The organism is Thalassospira sp. ER-Se-21-Dark, assembly GCF_017922435.1.
Classification (GTDB): domain Bacteria; phylum Pseudomonadota; class Alphaproteobacteria; order Rhodospirillales; family Thalassospiraceae; genus Thalassospira.
Genome location: NZ_VDEZ01000004.1, coordinates 227744 through 245017, shown reverse-complemented (window position 1 = coordinate 245017; position 17274 = coordinate 227744). Strand labels below are relative to the sequence as shown.

Genomic DNA, 17274 nt, shown 5'->3' with positions numbered 1-17274 from the left:
GAGGAACATGCGCCCTCGCCCGTCCTATTCGTTCATCGGGCAATCCCGATCAGGCGGCACTTGCGGTGTTGCCGATCAGCTCTTCGCGGGTGATCCAGCCACCGCCAAGCACGCGTTCGCCCTGATAGAACACACCGGCCTGCCCCGGTGCGATGCCAAACTGCGCATCGTGCAGTTCAATGCGGGCCTCGCCGGATGCTTCGGGGTAGACGGTTGCCGTGGTCGGCTGCATGGCCGAGCGCAGTTTGACTTCGACCTCAACCCCGTTTTCATCAATCTGATCACCATCAAGCCAGTTGAGTTCGCGAACATAAACCAGTTTCTTGGCCAAGGCCGTCTTCGGCCCGACAATAACCTGACGCTTTTCGGGCGAGAGTTTAACGACATAAAGCGGTTCTGCCGTGCCACCGATATTAAGCCCGCGTCGCTGCCCGACCGTGTAATGGATCAGGCCGCGATGATCGCCGAGCACATTACCGTCAAGATCAACGATCTCGCCGGGTTCGCCGGCCTCTGGACGCAGCTTTTCGACCAGACGGGCATATTTACCATCCGGGACAAAGCAGATGTCCTGACTGTCGGGCTTATCGGCGACTTCAAGGCCAAACTTGGCGGCAAGCGCACGGGTTTCCGCCTTGCTCATCAAATGACCCAGCGGGAAGCGCAGGAAATCAAGCTGTTCCTGGGTGGTGGTGAACAGGAAGTAGCTTTGATCACGGTTGGGGTCCGCTGCGCGGTGCAATTCGGCCCGACCATTGGCGCCCAGTTTCCGCTGCACATAATGGCCGGTCGCCATGCAATCGGCCCCAAGGTCATAGGACGTTTCAAGCAGATCGCGGAATTTGACGGTCTGATTGCATTTCACGCACGGGATCGGGGTTTCGCCGCGCATATAGCTGTCGGCAAAATCATCGATCACTTCTTCGCGGAAGCGTGATTCGTAATCGAGCACGTAATAGGGAATGTCGATATCCTCGGCCACCTTGCGCGCGTCATAAATATCGCGCCCGGCACAACAGGATTTCGCACGGGTCGGGGCATTGGCCCCCATATCATAAAGCTGAAGCGTGATGCCCACCACGTCATAGCCTTCTGATTTCAGAAGGGCCGCAACGGCAGAGCTATCAACCCCGCCCGACATGGCGACAACCACGCGGGTATCTTCCGGGGCTTTATCAAAGCCAAGACTATTCATTTTTCCCACCCATCTGCGGGTCAAGGCCGCAGCGACAAGAAGTTGTACAAAGATCGATCTCAAACGACCAACGGGCGGCGCGTACGCCACCCGTGACGGTTTATTCGGGCTTATATAGGCGATCTTGGCCTATTTTGCCAGATCAAGTCCCATCTGCCAAAAATCGGCTTCAAGGCGGCTTGCCATGGTAAAGGTTTCCACCAGCCCTTCGAGGCGGCGATGCCCGCCGCGCGTGGCAACTGTGTGTTCAAGCAACTCGATCTCGGCCTTTGCCACGTCTTGGAATTCGTCGGACGCATACATTTCAATCCATGCCCGGTACGGATTGCCGTCAAGCACAGTATCAGAACTTGCCATCAGGCGGTTTGCGATTTCGGCATAGCCCACCATACAGGGCATCAGGGCCACCTGCAGGTCCACCACGTCCCCCTGATGCCCCCGATCAAGCACATAGCGGGTATAGGTGATGCACGCCCGTGCCTCGGCCTCTGCGACGATATCGGCCTCGGACAAGCCCCAGCCTTTGCAGAAGTCCAGATGCAGGCTCATTTCCATATCGAGGATGGCATGCACTGTGCCGGAAAACTGGCGCATGGCATGCAGGTCTTCGGCCTTATAGGCCGCCAGCGCATAGGCGCGCGCAAACTGGATCAGGAACAGGTAGTCCTGAATGAGGTAATGCTTGAACGCGGCCTCGGGCAGTGTGCCGTTGCCAAGCTGTTTGACGAAGTCATGGCAGACATAGCTTTGCCAGGCTTCGGGTGCGCAGGTGCGCAATTTGCCAAACAGACTGTCGACGGGAATGATGTCGGTGAAGGTGGCGGGTTTGCTCATGCTGGTCCCTTCCCTGTTTATTCATGGTGGCTCAAACAAGAACGGACCAGCCCGCATGTTGCAGGCTGGTCCGCATTTTCGTGATCAGGGTGCAGGCCGTTTGGCGCACATCACACTCATCGAAATCAGTCGTCGCGCTCGTCGATCCAGGCCATCTGGATGGCTTCGAGAATCTTCTCGTTCGACTTCGAAGGATCGTCTTCAAAACCTTCAAGCTCGGTGACCCATTTATGCAGGTCGGTAAAGCGAAGGTTGAGGTTATCCTTGTCCGGATGGGCTTCCTCAAGCTCGATCGCGATGTCCTGAATGTCTGTCCAACGCATATCCGTCTCCTTTGACACCGGGCGGCAATGCGCCCGGTCAGCAGAAGGTGAAACTTACTTGTCGACCATCATGTTGCGGGTCGCGGACGGAAGTTTGACACGCAGACCGTCGAGCTCGTCGCTCATGATGATCTGGCAGCCAAGACGCGAGGTCTCGGTCAGGCCAAAGGCAAGGTCAAGCATGTCTTCTTCGTCTTCGGACGGTTCATCAAGCTTGTCAAACCAGTCATCTTCAAGAATGACGTGGCAGGTCGAACATGCCAGCGAACCTTCGCAAGCACCTTCAAGGTCAATGCCGTTCTTGTGGGCAGCTTCCAGAACAGACAGGCCGTCGGCGACTTCGAATTCCTTTTCGGTGCCATCCGGCTCGACAAAAACGATCTTAGGCATTTGTGCCTTTCTCCTCGGTAATACTTTTCGTTCGATCTCTGTTTATGCGCCCCGCGATACGGGTCGCTTATCCGGCCTGACCTTGGCGGTTGTCGGGGACAATCGCCGCAGTTCGCCGGTTTGTCAATTCCGCCGGTGTCGATTAATTCACTTCCTAGTGAACTTCATCGACATTTTGCCCGGCAAGTGCCTGGCGGATCCGGCTATCCATACGGGCCTCGGCAAACGGGCGGGATGCATTTTCAAGCGCCTCGGCGGCGTCATTGATCGCATCGCGGTTATCGCCTGCGGCGGCCGTTTCAAGATTGGCAATGGCCTGTTTGATGTTGGCCTCGTCTTCCTTGGTCAGAAGCGCACGGTCAGCCTCCATCGCGGCATTGACCGCCAGGATGTTGCGACGTGCTTCGACGCGGGCCTCGGTCAGGACACGCATTTCCATGTCTTCGCGGGCATGGACCATGCTATCGCGCAACATGGTCGCCATATCAGACTCATTGATGCCATAGGTCGGCTTGACCGCGACTTCCTGTTCAGTACCCGTGGTTTCTTCGCGGGCCGAGACGGTCAGAAGGCCGTCAGCATCGACATTGAACTGTACACGGATGCGTGCAGCGCCGGCCGCCATTGACGGAATTCCGGTCAGGGCAAAGCGCGCGAGCGAGCGACACTGATCGACCATTTCACGTTCGCCCTGCACCACATGGATCATCATGGCCGACTGGCCATCCTGATAGGTTGTGAATTCCTGTGCCTTGGTCACCGGGATCGGCGTGTTGCGGTCAATCACCTTTTCAACAATCCCGCCCATGGTCTCGAGCCCCAGCGACAGCGGCGTCACATCCAGAAGAAGGTTGTCCGAGCCACCTGTCAAAGCCTCTGCCTGAAGCGCCGCACCAAGGGCGACAACCTCGTCCGGGTCGATGTCCGACAGCGGTTCCTGTTCGAACAGATCGGCCACCGCCTTGCGCACGGCTGGCACACGGGTAGATCCACCGACCAGCACGACACCCTTGACGTCTTCGGGCAGGACATCGGCGTCATCAAGGACCTGTTCGGTGATGGCGGCCGTGCGGGCAACCAGCTTGGCGATCATCGCATCAAACTGATCGCGCGTTACGGTGTGTTTGGTTTCCGTGCCATTGAGTGCAACGGTGACTTCGACACTGTCCTGATCGGTCAGGCTTTCCTTGACCGTCCGGGCGGCCTTTAGCAGGCGTTTGGCATCTGATGCATCAAGATCATCGGTCGCACCACCATCCTTGCGTTCCGCCAGAAGATGTTCGGCAATAGCATGATCGAAATCATCGCCGCCAAGGGCAGCATCCCCACCGGTCGCCTTCACCTGGAAGACGCCCTTTTGCATTTTCAGAAGCGAGATATCAAAGGTCCCGCCGCCAAGGTCATAGACGGCATAAAGCCCCTCTGCCCCGTTATCAAGGCCATAGGCCAAGGCGGCAGCAGTCGGTTCATTGACCAGACGCAGGACTTCCAGACCGGCCAGCTTGGCGGCATCCTTGGTCGCGGTGCGCGCCCCGTCATCGAAATAGGCCGGCACCGTGATCACGGCCTTTTCGACCGGTTTATCAAGGCTTTCTTCGGCACGGGCGCGCAGTGCGCGCAGGATATCTGCCGAAACCTCCACCGGGGTCAGGACCCGACTACCGACATTAAGCCGCACCATCATCGGTTCGCCGTTTTCGGCGTCGGATTTTTCCGGGACTTCGACGTGATAAGGCAGCGTGCCGGCAACCGATTTGACGTCTTCCAGACCACGGCCCATCAGACGTTTAACCGACGACACCACCCGGCTGGCGTCCGAGTTGATCTGATCACGGGCGGCTTCGCCGACAACCGGCGTGTCATCGCCGTAATAGACGACAGAGGGCACAATCGCATTGCCACCGGATTTATCGCGCAGAACTTCCGGCTTTTCCGAGTTCGAGATTGCAACCACCGAGTTGGTGGTTCCAAGATCGATCCCGACAGCGATCTGGCGTTCGTCCTCATGCGGGAGGGGTGTTTCGCCCGGTTCGTGGATTTTTAGCAGAGCCATTCTTACGTCCAGTTTTTTCTATGATCAGGCAGCGGCAAGGCGCGATTTCTTCGCGCGCGCTTCCTCGGTCATTTTCATCAGATATCTTAAACGGGTGGCCAGTTTCTTGGCCGCGTCAAAGGATTGGCTGTCAAAGGCGGCACCCAGATCGTTTTCACAGGCACGCGCCTGTTTGCGGGTGTCCTTGATGATGGCATCGATGGTGATTTTATCCTTGGCATCGTCAAGGGCTTCACGCATTTCCATCGCTTCCATCAGAAGTTCCGGATCATTGACGGTATGGCCTTCGCCGCCTTCGGGCTCGTGCCCGGCCTGACGCAGCATATAATGTGCCCGTGCGACCGGATTTTTCAGCGTCTCGAAAGCTTCATTCAGGCTGGCGGCCTGTTGCGATGACAGGGCCTGTTCGCGGCCGGACTTGGACGCGAACCGGTCGGGATGGAGCTTTTGTTGCTGCTTGAGGTAAGTCGCTTCCATCGCATCGACATCAACGTCAAAGGAACGCTCCAGACCAAAGCGGGTAAAATGATCCAGCTGGCCCGGGGCCTGAATGGCGTTGCAGGTTTCGCAAAACAGTGCGCTTGCGGCGACCGGCCCCTTGCAGGACCAGCAAACCTTGTGCGCAGGTTGTTCGGTATTGCTCACGCGATGCACTTCCGAGGATTAAAAGACAAAAACAAATCAGTTCAAAAGGCGATGCGTGACCATAGCTTGGTCACGTCACCCTTTTCAGGCGATGGCCCCGGCGATCTCGCCAGGGCCATAACCATTCAGAAAGCAGGGAAAGCCCGGCCTGATCAAACGTGGAAGGATTCCCCGCAACCACAACGACCTTTCTCGTTGGGGTTCCGGAAAACAAAGCCTTCCTCCATCGTGTTGACCTCGTAATCCATCTCTGTGCCAAGCACGAACATGATGGCTTTGGGGTCGATCAGGATTCTCACGCCGTCGTCAAGTTCGACGACTTCTTCGAAGCCATCGGCACCATCGGCATATTCCAGCGTGTAGGACAGGCCCGAGCACCCTTTGCTGCGCACACCAAGCCGAATGCCGTGCGAAGGTTTCCCGCGGCTATCAAGCAGCGCCTTGATGTGATCAAGTGCGACCGGTGTGACAGAAATTGGTGACGGTAGAGCCATTTTATTCTCCCAAGATTCCGAAAACGATGGGGAGTGGGCGCTGCTTATTCAGCAGCGTCCACTTCCGCTGCGCCGTTTTTGGTTTTGTAGTCGCTGATTGCGGCTTTGATCGCGTCTTCAGCCAGGATCGAGCAGTGGATCTTGACCGGCGGAAGTGCAAGTTCCTCGGCAATCTGCGAGTTTTTGATCGAACCCGCTTCGTCAAGCGACTTGCCCTTGACCCATTCGGTGATCAGCGAGCTTGAAGCAATCGCCGAACCACAGCCAAAGGTCTTGAACTTCGCATCTTCAATGATCCCTTCCGGGGTCACCTTGATCTGCAGCTTCATGACGTCACCACATGCCGGTGCGCCGACAAGGCCGGTCCCGACAGAGGTTTCGTTTTTGTCCATGGAGCCGACATTGCGCGGGTTTTCGTAATGGTCGATCAGCTTTTCACTATAAGCCATGATAGGAGTCCTCCTAAAAGTCTTGTGTCTCTCTCACGAGATTGATTACGTCAAACGTTCGTTTTCAGCCGTGCTTAGTGTTCAGCCCATTCGATCGACTTGATGTCGATGCCTTCCTGCGCCATTTCCCAAAGCGGGCTCATTTCGCGCAGACGCTCAACTGCGGTGCAGATGGCATCAACGGCTTCATCAAGCTCTTCCTTGGTGGTGTAGCGACCAATGCCAATACGAAGGGATGTATGGGCCAATTCTTCGTCAACACCAAGAGCACGCAGAACGTAAGACGGTTCCAGCGACGCCGAGGTGCAGGCAGAGCCCGACGACACGGCAATGTTCTTGATGTCCATCAGAAGGCTTTCACCTTCGACATAGGCAAACGAAATGTTCAGGTTGCCACTGACACGGACGTGTTCGTCACCATTGACATAGATGTCTTCGAGACGGTCACGGAAACGCTGAAGCGTGTAGTCACGCAGCTTTTCGATGCGGGCGTTTTCTTCAGCCATTTCGTTGCTAAGAATGTCACACGCCTTGCCAAGACCAACGATCAGCGGGGTCGGAAGCGTACCGGAACGCATACCGCGTTCCTGACCACCACCGGTGATCTGTGCAATCACACGAACACGCGGACGACGGCGAACATACAGCGCACCGATGCCTTTCGGGCCATAGATCTTGTGACCGGAAATCGACATCAGGTCGATCTTCATGTCATCAACATCAAGGTCGATCTTGCCTACCGCCTGCGCACAGTCGGTATGGAAGAAGACTTTGCGTTCGCGGCAGATTTCACCGATTTCCTTAAGCGGCTGGATGACACCGATTTCGTTGTTCACACCCATGACGGACACGAGTGCGGTTTCATCGGTGATGGCAGCCTTGAGTTCTTCAAGGTCGATCAGGCCGTTTTCCTTAACGCCAAGATAGGTCACTTTGTAACCTTCCTGCTCAAGGTGGCGGGCACTGTCGAGCACGCATTTGTGCTCGGTGACAACCGTGATCAGATGCGGCTTTTTCTTGCCATAGAACTTCATCACGCCTTTGAGGGCGAGGTTGTTTGACTCCGTCGCACCCGAGGTAAAGATGATTTCCTTGGCCGACGCACCAATGATCTTGGCAACCTGACCGCGTGCAACTTCAACCGCGTCCTCGGCTTCCCAGCCAAAGCTGTGGTTGCGCGAATGCGGGTTACCGAATTTCTCGGTGAAGTACGGCAGCATTGCCTCGACAACCCGCGGGTCGGTCGGCGTCGTCGCCTGATAGTCCAGATAGATCGGCTTTGCTTTAAGCTCGTTCATTTTAAAGGCTTCCTCACTCACTCTTTCTCAGGCAGCGTGACGCGCTTTCTTGCGCGCTGCATTACCCCTCATCCGGCTCCAAACGCGGATAAATGTATCAATGTCTTCGTTGGTGCTATCCAGTCCCAGACTGACCCGAATGGCCGATCCGGGCTCGGTAACACCCATTTCCCGCAGCACGTGGCTTTCACGTACCTTGCCTGATGAACAGGCTGATCCCGAACTGATGGCAACACCTGCCAGATCCATTGCCATGACCTGGGTTTCCCCGGGCATTCCTGGCAGGATCAGGCAACTTGTATTGCTCAGTCGCTCCGTTCCCTTGCCGGCGATCAGAAGCTCAGGCGCCTCTGATGCCAATTCCGTCTCCAGGCGATCACGCATCTGCGCGATATCCGCCATCCTTGCCATGTTGGCCTCGGCACGTTTGGCTGCGGCATCAAAGCCTGCAATCCCGACAACGTTTTCCGTGCCACCACGGCGGTATTTTTCCTGCCCGCCGCCCCGGATCTGGGGGACCAGCATCACGCCCGGCGCAATCGCCAGCGCGCCAATTCCTTTTGGACCGCCGATCTTGTGGGCCGAGATCGACACCATATCGACCAGCAAACGACCCATATCGACCGGCGACCGGCCCAGCGCCTGAACAGCATCGCAATGGACCTTGGCACCATATTCACGCGCCAGCAGACCAACCTTGGCAACCGGCTGAATGACGCCGGTTTCATTATTGGCCAGCATGACCGAAACCAGAACCTTTTGCCCGGCGTCAGATGCGTCTTTCAGCATCGCTTCAAGAGCATTCAGGTCAATCACGCCATTTTCATCCACCGGGATGCGTTTGGCGTCCGGTCTTGCTTCGATGACCGAAGGATGTTCGACCGCACTGGTAAATACGGTGACATCTTCCAACCCGTTCAGCGCCAGATTGTTGGCCTCGGTACCGCCGCTGGTGAAGATGATCCGTTCTGAATCACCACCCAGCAGATCGGCAATGGTGCGTCTGGCATGATCAACGATCTTGCGGGCCGCACGGCCACTGGCATGAACCGAAGACGGATTACCTGCAACATCCATCGCAGCGATCATGGCCTGCTTTGCTTCTTCGCAAAGCGGCGCGCTGGCGTTGTAGTCGAGATAAACTTGGTCGGTCATCAGTTTAAAATCATCCTTATTCGCATCTGCCCTCGATATAGAGGACCAACTACTGTGCCGCAACCTGTGACGGCTCTTCGATCTGGGTCGTTTTACCCGGGAACGTCCGAAGCGTCCCCGCCACGTTGCGATCCACCACGTCGGCAAGACTGACAGAGGCCAGATAAAGATAAATCTGGTTACCGAGTTCTTCCCACAATTCATGGGTCAGACAACGGCCCTTGTTGGTCTTGCAGCCCTTGGGCGAACCGGACTTGCAACGGGTTGCACGGATTGGTTCATCAACCGCCAGAATGACATCGGCAACGCGGGTTTCAGTGGCACTGCGTGCAAGCAAATATCCGCCACCCGGGCCGCGCACCGAACGGACCAGACCGCCCTTGCGCAATTTGCCAAACAGCTGTTCAAGATAAGAAAGCGAAATTTCCTGGCGGTCCGCAATATCTGCAAGCGCGACCGGTCGGTCCTTGCTGCTTTCAGCGAGATCGACCATCGCCATAACGGCATAGCGGCCTTTGGTACTCAGCTTCACGGTGCGTCCTCCTGCCTTGCTTTGGGGCTAACCCCGAGCGGGCTTTTCATTCATGTCGCGCGGTGGCGCGTGTTCTATTCCGATGATGCGACGATACGCGGCTTTTCCGGTGCGGCATCAGATGCGGCCTTTTCACCCTCAAGGGCGACCACCTTGTTGCGCAAAGTTTCGACCTCCCGGCCAAGTTCTTCGAGCGCACGGGCAACCGGATCGGGCAGATCGCCAAGCGGCGTACCATAAGCACAGAACCGGTCATCCTGTTCACGGCGGACGATCTTGGCCGGGATACCAACAACAGTCGCACCCTCGGGCACTTCGCCCAGGACCACGGCATTGCCGCCAACACGTGCATTCTTGCGCACGGTAAATGGTCCAAGGATTTGCGCGCCGGACCCGACAATCACGCCGTCCTCAAGGGTCGGGTGACGTTTCAGGCCGCGCTGGCCGTCGCTATTCACACTTGGCGATGTCCCGCCAAGGGTAACGCCTTGATACAGTGTGACATCATCGCCGATCTCGGCGGTTTCGCCGATCACGACACCCATGCCATGGTCAATAAAGAAGCGCTTGCCAATCGTCGCACCCGGGTGAATTTCGATCCCGGTCAACCAGCGCAAAATCTGCGACAGGAAGCGTGCCGTCAGGCGAAAACCGCGCTGCCACAGCCAGTGTGTCCCGCGATAGCCCATGATCGCATGAAACGCCGGATAGCTGATCACGACTTCCCAACGGGATCGCGCCGCAGGGTCACGGGCGATCATCGCGTCAATTTCCTGACGAATTAGCTTGAACATGGGGCGGTCCACTGTGTAATTAGTACCTTCGATTCCCGGCAGCCACGCCCAGCCCCGTCCTTGCACATAAGCAATTGTCGGGTTCGACAGGCACCATCGGGTTAGCCGGAATATAGGATAACCGAGTAACTTGGTCAAGTATTTGCCCAAAGCAATTTATGCGCAAACACGAAAAAACTTACAAAAACACTCGGATATTTTTGTTACACACATCTTTCCATTCGTGGACAGGAGCAGTCTGATCCATGCCTGAGGTCATTTTTAACGGCCCCGAAGGTCGCCTTGAAGGTCGCTACCACCATAACGGCGCTGACGATTCGCCCATCGCACTTATCCTCCATCCGAACCCGCAACAGGGTGGCACAATGAATAACAAGTTGTGCTTTAACATGTTCAACATGTTCAAGGATCGTGGCTATTCCGTCATGCGGTTCAACTTCCGTGGCGTCGGCCGCTCGCAAGGCGTATTCGATCAGGGGATCGGCGAACTGTCTGATGCGGCATCCGCGCTTGACTGGATGCAGACCTATAACGCCAATGCACGTGCAACCTGGGTTGCCGGTTATTCATTCGGTTCCTGGATCGGCATGCAGCTTTTGATGCGCCGTCCGGAAATTGACGGATTTATTTCGGTTGCAGCCCCGGCAAGTGAACATGACTTCACCTTCCTTGCCCCCTGCCCGTCATCCGGCATTCTGATCCATGGCACGCAGGACACCAACATTCCGGTCGCCTCGGTCAACAAGCTTGCCGACAAGCTCAATGCCCAGAAAGGCATTGAAGTTGACATGTGCGCGATTGACGGTGCCGATCACTATTTTGCCAAACAGCAAGACGAAGTGATCAAACACTCGATTGCCTATCTGGACAAGCGCGGCGCCTAAACCGCCCGCAGCCTGACCACACAAATAAAAGGCCGCCTGATCAGGCGGCCTTTTTTGTTGGATAAAGCTTGCCCCCACAACAGGGCTCAGCCACGCCCGTGGTTCCCGGAAAGCTGAGCGGCAAGTCGCGCAAATGGCGCACAGCCAGGAATCCGAAACATTCGGCCTCCACCGCATCACCATCCCAATCAAGCACGTCGACAGATTGCACCGACACCCCAAGACGGGCAGCGAGTGTTTCCATGATATAATCGTTATGACGCCCGCCACCGCAGACAAACCAGCCTTTTGGCGCAGCCGGTAGATGGTTCACCCCAGCAACGATGGCCGCCACCGTGCAATTGGCAAGCGTTGCCGCCCCGTCGGATACATTAAGCTTGGCCTCAACCACCAACCCGTCGATCCGTGCCGCCATATCTTCGCGGTCCAGTGATTTGGGCGGGATGCGGTCAAAATATGGGTCTTCAAGGAATTTGACCTCGACCATCGGGTCACCGGTGCCCGAGGCCGCCGTTGCGCCATTCAGATCAACCGGATTGCCGGTATGGCGCAGCATCCAGTCATCAATCCGCGCATTGCCCGGCCCGCAATCAAAGGCCAGTAAGCCGTCATCCCCGTCGATATAGGTAACGTTGGAAACCCCGCCGATATTCAGAACTGCCACGGGCAGCTCAACACCGGCACTTTTGATCAGGGCGGCGTGATAGACAGGTGCCAGTGGTGCGCCCTCCCCGCCGGCGGCGACATCGGCCAACCGGAAATCGGCCACCACCGGGATGCCGGTTTTTTCCGCCAGCATATGCGGTGTTCCGATCTGGCGCGTAAGCCCCGATGCCGGTTCATGAAACACGGTCTGCCCATGAAAGCCGATCACACCAATGTCGGCGGCCGACATACCGGATTTATCCATCAGCATGTTAACAGCATCAACATGCACCTGTGTCAGATCATCGGCAACGACATGTTCGGTGTTGGTCGCACTACGATTGCCAAAGCAGGCCCGCATGCGTTCACGCAATTCCGGCGCATAAGGCACAAAAACCGATTGCCCGGTGCGGCGCACTTCGATGCCATCGGTTTCAATCAGTGCTGCGTCCACCCCGTCAAGGGAGGTGCCACTCATCATGCCGATTGCTGTTATCCAGCCGTGTCTCATATCGTGCTCCGTGCGCAATCGCTGTTGGTTTTGAGTAGCCTAAAAGGAAATTATCGCGAATTCGTTACCCGTATGGCAGATCTGTTCGCCGATGCGTTGCCGAGCGGATGTTTTCTGTGCTAGATCATCGCCTCCGCACCGAATGGCGGATCAAATTTTCTATCACAACCAACATAGCGCAAAAACCATGACTGAACTGAAGTCTGATTTTCTCCGCGTCATGAATGACCGCGGTTACATCCACCAATGTACTGATCTTGAAGGCCTTGATGCCTATGCATCGGAAAATACGGTGGTGTGCTATGTGGGTTATGATTGCACTGCAGACAGCCTGCATGTCGGATCGCTTGTGTCGATCATGATGTTGCGCTGGCTGCAGAAGACCGGCCACAAACCGATCGTCCTGATGGGCGGCGGCACCACCCGCGTTGGGGATCCGACCGGCCGCGATGATGCACGTCCGGTTCTGACCGATGAAATCATCGAAGCCAACATGGCTGGCATCAAAAAGGTGTTTCAGCAATTCCTGACGTTTGGCGATGGCCCGACCGATGCGGTCATGGTCAACAATGCCGACTGGCTAGACAAGCTGAACTACATCGAATTCCTGCGTGATTTCGGTCGCCATTTCTCGGTCAACCGGATGCTGGCATTTGATTCGGTCAAGCTGCGTCTGGAACGTGAACAGTCGCTAAGCTTCCTTGAATTCAACTACATGATCCTGCAGGCCTACGACTTTGTCGAACTGAACCGCAACTATGGCTGCACGCTTCAGATGGGCGGATCGGATCAGTGGGGCAACATCGTCAATGGTGTTGAGCTTGGTCGCCGCGTTGATGAGAAGTCGCTGTTTGGCCTGACGACCCCGCTGATGACCACCGCATCGGGTGCCAAGATGGGCAAGACTGCGGCCGGGGCTGTCTGGCTGAACGAAGAACGCCTGTCGTCTTATGACTACTACCAGTTCTGGCGGAACACCGAAGATGCCGACGTGATCAAGTTCATGCGACTGTTTACCGAGATGTCGCTCGATCAGATCGAAGAATACGCCAAGCTTGAAGGATCGCAGATCAACGAAGCCAAGAAAGTTCTAGCGTTCGAGGCGGTCAAACTGTGCCGCGGCGAAGAAGCAGCCCTTGCGGCGGCCGAAACCGCGCGCAAGACCTTTGAAGAAGGTGTTCTGGCAGACGATCTTCCGACCGTGGAAATCGCCAAGGCCGATCTTGATGCCGGTATTCCGGCCTTTGATCTTTTCCGCCGTGCCGACCTTGCCAAATCGGGCGGTGACGCACGTCGTCTGATCAAGGGTGGCGGGGCCAAGATCAATGACGAAAAAGTCAGCGATGAAAACGCCAATATCACCGCCGATGCGGTAAATGCAGATGGCGTAATCAAGGTATCTGCCGGCAAGAAACGCCACGTCCTGATCAAGCCGGTCTGATCAAAGAAGACCCGCAGAAAAACAAAAGTCCCGCCGATCATCGTGCGGGGCTTTTTTGTGTCTTGTTGCCGACTTAGCCCGGCTCGGCACCGGTGATCAGGTTGCGGAACACGCCGGGCACAAAGGTCGATAGCGGATTGACCGTAATGCTGGGGTCGTTCAGATCGCCTTCCACCGTGTAGGTCGGGGCAAATATGCCGCCGCCCTCTTCGCCGACCAGAATATCACCAAGGATCGGAATGGCACCCAGCGCCGAATTCAGTGCGTAAATCGGCACAATTGATCCCGCCAGTCGGATTTCCGATTTGGCCAAATCAATCGACCCGTTGGCGGTGACCCCGACGGCTGCGCCGTTCGCCGCCACCTTTGACAGCGACAGCACATCATTAACATAGGTGAAGTCGCCGTTCATTTCGGTAAAGGCGATGCCATTGCCTTGCAACACATCGCCAAGCCCGGTCAGCGACGCCGCACTGAGCACGCGGGCCGCAATCGGCGCATTGACCACGCGGAATTCATTGACAGTGACCTGACCGGTGAACGGTTGGGCGATGTCGCGTTCATCAACCGTGCCTTCAATCGTCAGGCGTCCGCCCAGAAGATTTTCATACATATCAACCGCACGCAGGAAACGTCCGGCATCCTCGCTGGTCATTGTGACCTTGCGGGTCTGGAAATCTTCGCGCACGACTTGCACAAACACATTGGCCCGGTCGCCAAATGCCCCGTTCAGAACAAGACGGTCCCATTCCTGCCCAACCGTATGGATCGAACCACGCAGATCGGCCAGAAGTTCACCGTTGGCCATAACCATCTGTTCGATATTCAGGAACACTTCGGTGGTGCCGCCGGTTCGCTCGGCACGTTCACCAATGCCACCGGTATTTGTTTCCGACGCGGCTTTGCCTGCGTCGTCATTGGTTTTTTCGTCACCAACGATCCAAGGGGTCGCGATCAATTGACGCGCCGAGATTTCCAGCTCGCGCTTGTCGGTTTCCTGACGCAAGGTGATCTTGCCATCATTTAGCAATGGCTCAGCCCCCTTAAGCAGGAAACCACCAGCTTCAAGCGTCACAAGGTAGCTCTGTTCATCGGGTTCGCCGACCGCGGGCGCTTCACCGGATGCGTCATCTTCAAGGAACGGACGCAAATCGAACTGCGCGCCCCGCAGATCGACCAGCAATCGGTCGCCTTCTTCCATGCGAATGGTGCCGGCAAGATCGATATTTTCGCGAAAACGGGTGTCTTGCAGCTCGACAAACCATTTATCCGCCATCGCGTTGTCACCACGCCAGTTGCCACGTCCCGTTGCCTCAAGTGCTGGTGCGCTCAGTGAGAAACTGTCAAGCACCCCACCGCCATCAAACATTACGGCAACATCAAACTTCGCCGCAGCATTTGCGCCGGGCTCCTTGCGATATCCCACTTTTTCAAGCGGAACTGAAATCGCCGAATTGGTCAAATCAACGTCACCAACCAAACGAACCTGATCAGAGCCGACGCGGATATCAAGATCCCCCTTCGCCATCCCTTTCAGGTAGGGGCCGGGATCAAGTTCGATATCGGGCAATACGGCAAGATCAAGATCGCCCGACAGTTTGTAGCGGCTGCGGACCTCTGCCTCTTGCGCAAAGGTTTCGACCCAGTTGATGTTGGTTTTGCCGTTACCAATCGTGGCCGTGCCGCCAAGCTCAAGCCCCTTTGTATTGACCTGTAATTCAAAGCTGCCCGCGGTGACATCCATGCCGCGAAACGCACCAACGATCCCGGCCTTTTCAATACGTGAAGCCGCTGCGACATCAACATCGTCAAACGTCACATCACGAAGCAGCGGGAAATGCAGGCGCACACGGGTTGCCTGTTCACCGCTGATCTGGGCCGGGTTGATGCCAAGCCGTGTGGCAAAGCCAAGTGGTTTTGCCTCGATCAGTTCCAGTGCCTTGCGCGCACTGCCCTGTGCGACGATTTCGATATCGGCATAGGGGGTCGGTTCATCAAGTTTGGTGAAAATGATGCTGGCATCGGTTACCTGAATGCCATCAGCCTCGCCGGTATTCACAAAGATGCTGAAACTGGTTTCATCAAATTCGGCACGACCGGCAGAATTATGCACTTCCGGCATTTCACCAAGATAATGCACGGTCACACCCGACATCGTCATCTGGCCACCAAGATCATCAACAATGACCTCGCCCGCATTGTCCTGGCGCAGTTCGGTGTGCAAGGTTGCCTGATGAACAATCCCCTCGGACAGGTTGGTGACGACCCATGTCCGCGCATCCACGCCAACCCCTTCGGGCCAGAGACGATCCAGATCGTTGGTTGCGACGTTCTTGGCAGACGCATCAAGATTGACCTGCCACTGCCCGAACGGATCAAGCACGACGCCCTGAAGTTTGGCGGATGCGTCACCAACATTCAGGACGACATCATCAATGCTGAACCGACCGGGCACATAGCTTGTGACAATTTGTCCGTCCGAAACCCGATAGGTCGCCCGTATTTCGTCGGGGAAGGTGATCACGCCACTGCCAACCGACAGATCCGTGGCCGCCGAAAGCAATTCGCCATTCGCATCAAAGCTTGCGCGCAGCTTTCCGGAAACCGGGACATAGGCATCGCGCAATTGTTCAAACAGATCCGAGATACTGACAAGATCGGCAAGCTGCACCTCGCCAATTTCGGCTTCAAGATCGACCTGATCGGTTTCGATGCTGTAATCGCCGGTGACGCGCACCTGGGTCGATATATCCCCGGCACTGACCTGCATCGAGGCTTCCGCGCCAATCCCGAAGGCCCTGCGAGACAACAGGATATCAGCCTGCGGTGCTGCCCAGACAATGCCGATTTTATCATCGCGCACTTCAAGATCAGCATTCACCACCCCGAAACTTTCGAAATAGGCCGCCGCCGGAATATCGGTACGTTCGCCCGAAAGAATGGCAAAGACATCCTGCAAGACGGTATTGCCGGAACGTTCGACAGTTTCACCTTCACCCGCAGCGTTTTCAGATTCAGGCACAAGTTGATCGGCATTCACGCCCGGTGCATCGGGGAGATCAATCGTAACAGAGGCCCCGCGCCCCTTGTCATAACTTTGTCCGGTTGCCGTACCGTCATCGCTGCGCGTATTTTCCGACTGGTTCGCGATATCTGCGGCGGTTTCTTCGGCAACATAGCCGACATCAATCGTGCCATCGGCCCGCCGTTCAAGGCGAATGCGCGGGCCGATCAGGTTAAGCTCGCGCAGGGCAAGCACGCCTTCAAACAGCGCCTTGCTGGAAAACACGACATCGGCTTCGGGGACGTGCAGCATTTCCTGATCATCGGGGCCAAAGATGCTGACGTCGCGCAAACCGACATCGAACTTTTCTTCCCAGCCGCGCCAGCGCAGAACGACGTCGCCGATTGCCAGCCGGTTATTGCCCATCGATTTGTTGAGATGATCAACCAGATACGGGGTCAGACGATGCAGGGACACAGGTTCCTGGGACAGCCGCCAGATCGTGACTGCTGCAAATACGCCGACAAACAGGACGATGGCTGATAAAGTCAGCGCCAGCCATCCGGCAAAGGTCTTAACGTGGCGCACTCATTTTACCTTGTGTTCCCGATGTCATATGCAGCGATA

At 56.3% G+C, this 17274-nt stretch carries 16 protein-coding genes; 2 read left to right on the top strand and 14 right to left on the bottom strand.

Going from position 1 to position 17274, the window contains the following annotated elements; translation table 11 throughout:
- Positions 1-49 precede the first annotated feature (49 nt).
- The 12 genes from mnmA to cysE all read right to left on the bottom strand — a co-directional run bounded on the left by mnmA (position 50) and on the right by cysE (position 10162).
- Complete coding sequence (gene mnmA / locus FHI25_RS16440) at positions 50-1195, bottom strand: tRNA 2-thiouridine(34) synthase MnmA (RefSeq protein ID WP_210519596.1); 1146 nt, start codon at positions 1193-1195, stop codon at positions 50-52.
- Between the two features lie 129 nt (positions 1196-1324).
- Entirely contained in the window at positions 1325-2029 is a 705-nt protein-coding gene (gene tenA / locus FHI25_RS16435; RefSeq protein ID WP_063088287.1) for a thiaminase II, read from the bottom strand.
- A gap of 125 nt (positions 2030-2154) precedes the next feature.
- A complete protein-coding gene (iscX, locus tag FHI25_RS16430) occupies positions 2155-2352 on the bottom strand; it encodes a Fe-S cluster assembly protein IscX (protein ID WP_008890653.1) in 198 nt (65 codons plus the stop codon).
- A gap of 54 nt (positions 2353-2406) precedes the next feature.
- A complete protein-coding gene (locus FHI25_RS16425) occupies positions 2407-2742 on the bottom strand; it encodes a ferredoxin family 2Fe-2S iron-sulfur cluster binding protein (RefSeq protein WP_008890652.1) in 336 nt (111 codons plus the stop codon).
- Between the two features lie 154 nt (positions 2743-2896).
- Positions 2897-4795, bottom strand: coding sequence for a Fe-S protein assembly chaperone HscA (gene hscA, locus FHI25_RS16420; RefSeq protein ID WP_210519594.1), 1899 nt, complete (start codon positions 4793-4795; stop codon positions 2897-2899).
- A 24-nt stretch (positions 4796-4819) separates the two neighbouring features.
- On the bottom strand, positions 4820-5440 hold the full coding sequence (hscB, locus tag FHI25_RS16415; protein ID WP_008890650.1) for a Fe-S protein assembly co-chaperone HscB: 621 nt from the start codon (positions 5438-5440) through the stop codon (positions 4820-4822).
- A gap of 152 nt (positions 5441-5592) precedes the next feature.
- On the bottom strand, positions 5593-5934 hold the full coding sequence (locus FHI25_RS16410; RefSeq protein ID WP_008890649.1) for an iron-sulfur cluster assembly accessory protein: 342 nt from the start codon (positions 5932-5934) through the stop codon (positions 5593-5595).
- A gap of 44 nt (positions 5935-5978) precedes the next feature.
- Positions 5979-6383 carry a Fe-S cluster assembly scaffold IscU gene (iscU, locus tag FHI25_RS16405; protein WP_008890648.1) on the bottom strand — a complete coding sequence of 135 codons (405 nt, stop codon included), beginning with the start codon at positions 6381-6383 and terminating at the stop codon, positions 5979-5981.
- Between the two features lie 74 nt (positions 6384-6457).
- Positions 6458-7681 carry an IscS subfamily cysteine desulfurase gene (locus FHI25_RS16400; protein ID WP_063088290.1) on the bottom strand — a complete coding sequence of 408 codons (1224 nt, stop codon included), beginning with the start codon at positions 7679-7681 and terminating at the stop codon, positions 6458-6460.
- Between the two features lie 27 nt (positions 7682-7708).
- Positions 7709-8836 (bottom strand): cysteine desulfurase family protein, encoded by a 1128-nt coding sequence (locus tag FHI25_RS16395; RefSeq protein WP_210519592.1) that lies wholly within the window; start codon positions 8834-8836, stop codon positions 7709-7711.
- 49 nt (positions 8837-8885) lie between these two features.
- Positions 8886-9368, bottom strand: a complete 483-nt coding sequence (locus FHI25_RS16390; RefSeq protein ID WP_210519589.1) for an Rrf2 family transcriptional regulator — start codon at positions 9366-9368, stop codon at positions 8886-8888.
- Between the two features lie 74 nt (positions 9369-9442).
- Entirely contained in the window at positions 9443-10162 is a 720-nt protein-coding gene (gene cysE, locus FHI25_RS16385; protein ID WP_197147242.1) for a serine O-acetyltransferase, read from the bottom strand.
- 245 nt (positions 10163-10407) lie between these two features.
- Between cysE and FHI25_RS16380 the strand changes: the two genes are divergently transcribed.
- Complete coding sequence (locus FHI25_RS16380) at positions 10408-11046, top strand: alpha/beta hydrolase (protein WP_008890643.1); 639 nt, start codon at positions 10408-10410, stop codon at positions 11044-11046.
- Positions 11047-11086: 40 nt separating this feature from the next.
- Here FHI25_RS16380 and FHI25_RS16375 read toward each other — a convergent pair whose 3' ends face one another.
- Complete coding sequence (locus FHI25_RS16375) at positions 11087-12202, bottom strand: anhydro-N-acetylmuramic acid kinase (protein ID WP_210519586.1); 1116 nt, start codon at positions 12200-12202, stop codon at positions 11087-11089.
- Between the two features lie 187 nt (positions 12203-12389).
- Here FHI25_RS16375 and tyrS point away from each other — a divergent pair, with 187 nt between their 5' ends.
- Positions 12390-13643, top strand: a complete 1254-nt coding sequence (tyrS, locus tag FHI25_RS16370; RefSeq protein ID WP_210519584.1) for a tyrosine--tRNA ligase — start codon at positions 12390-12392, stop codon at positions 13641-13643.
- Positions 13644-13716: 73 nt separating this feature from the next.
- Here the strand turns inward: tyrS and FHI25_RS16365 are convergent, their stop codons facing one another.
- Complete coding sequence (locus FHI25_RS16365) at positions 13717-17235, bottom strand: AsmA-like C-terminal domain-containing protein (protein WP_210519582.1); 3519 nt, start codon at positions 17233-17235, stop codon at positions 13717-13719.
- Between the last annotated feature and the right edge of the window lie 39 nt (positions 17236-17274).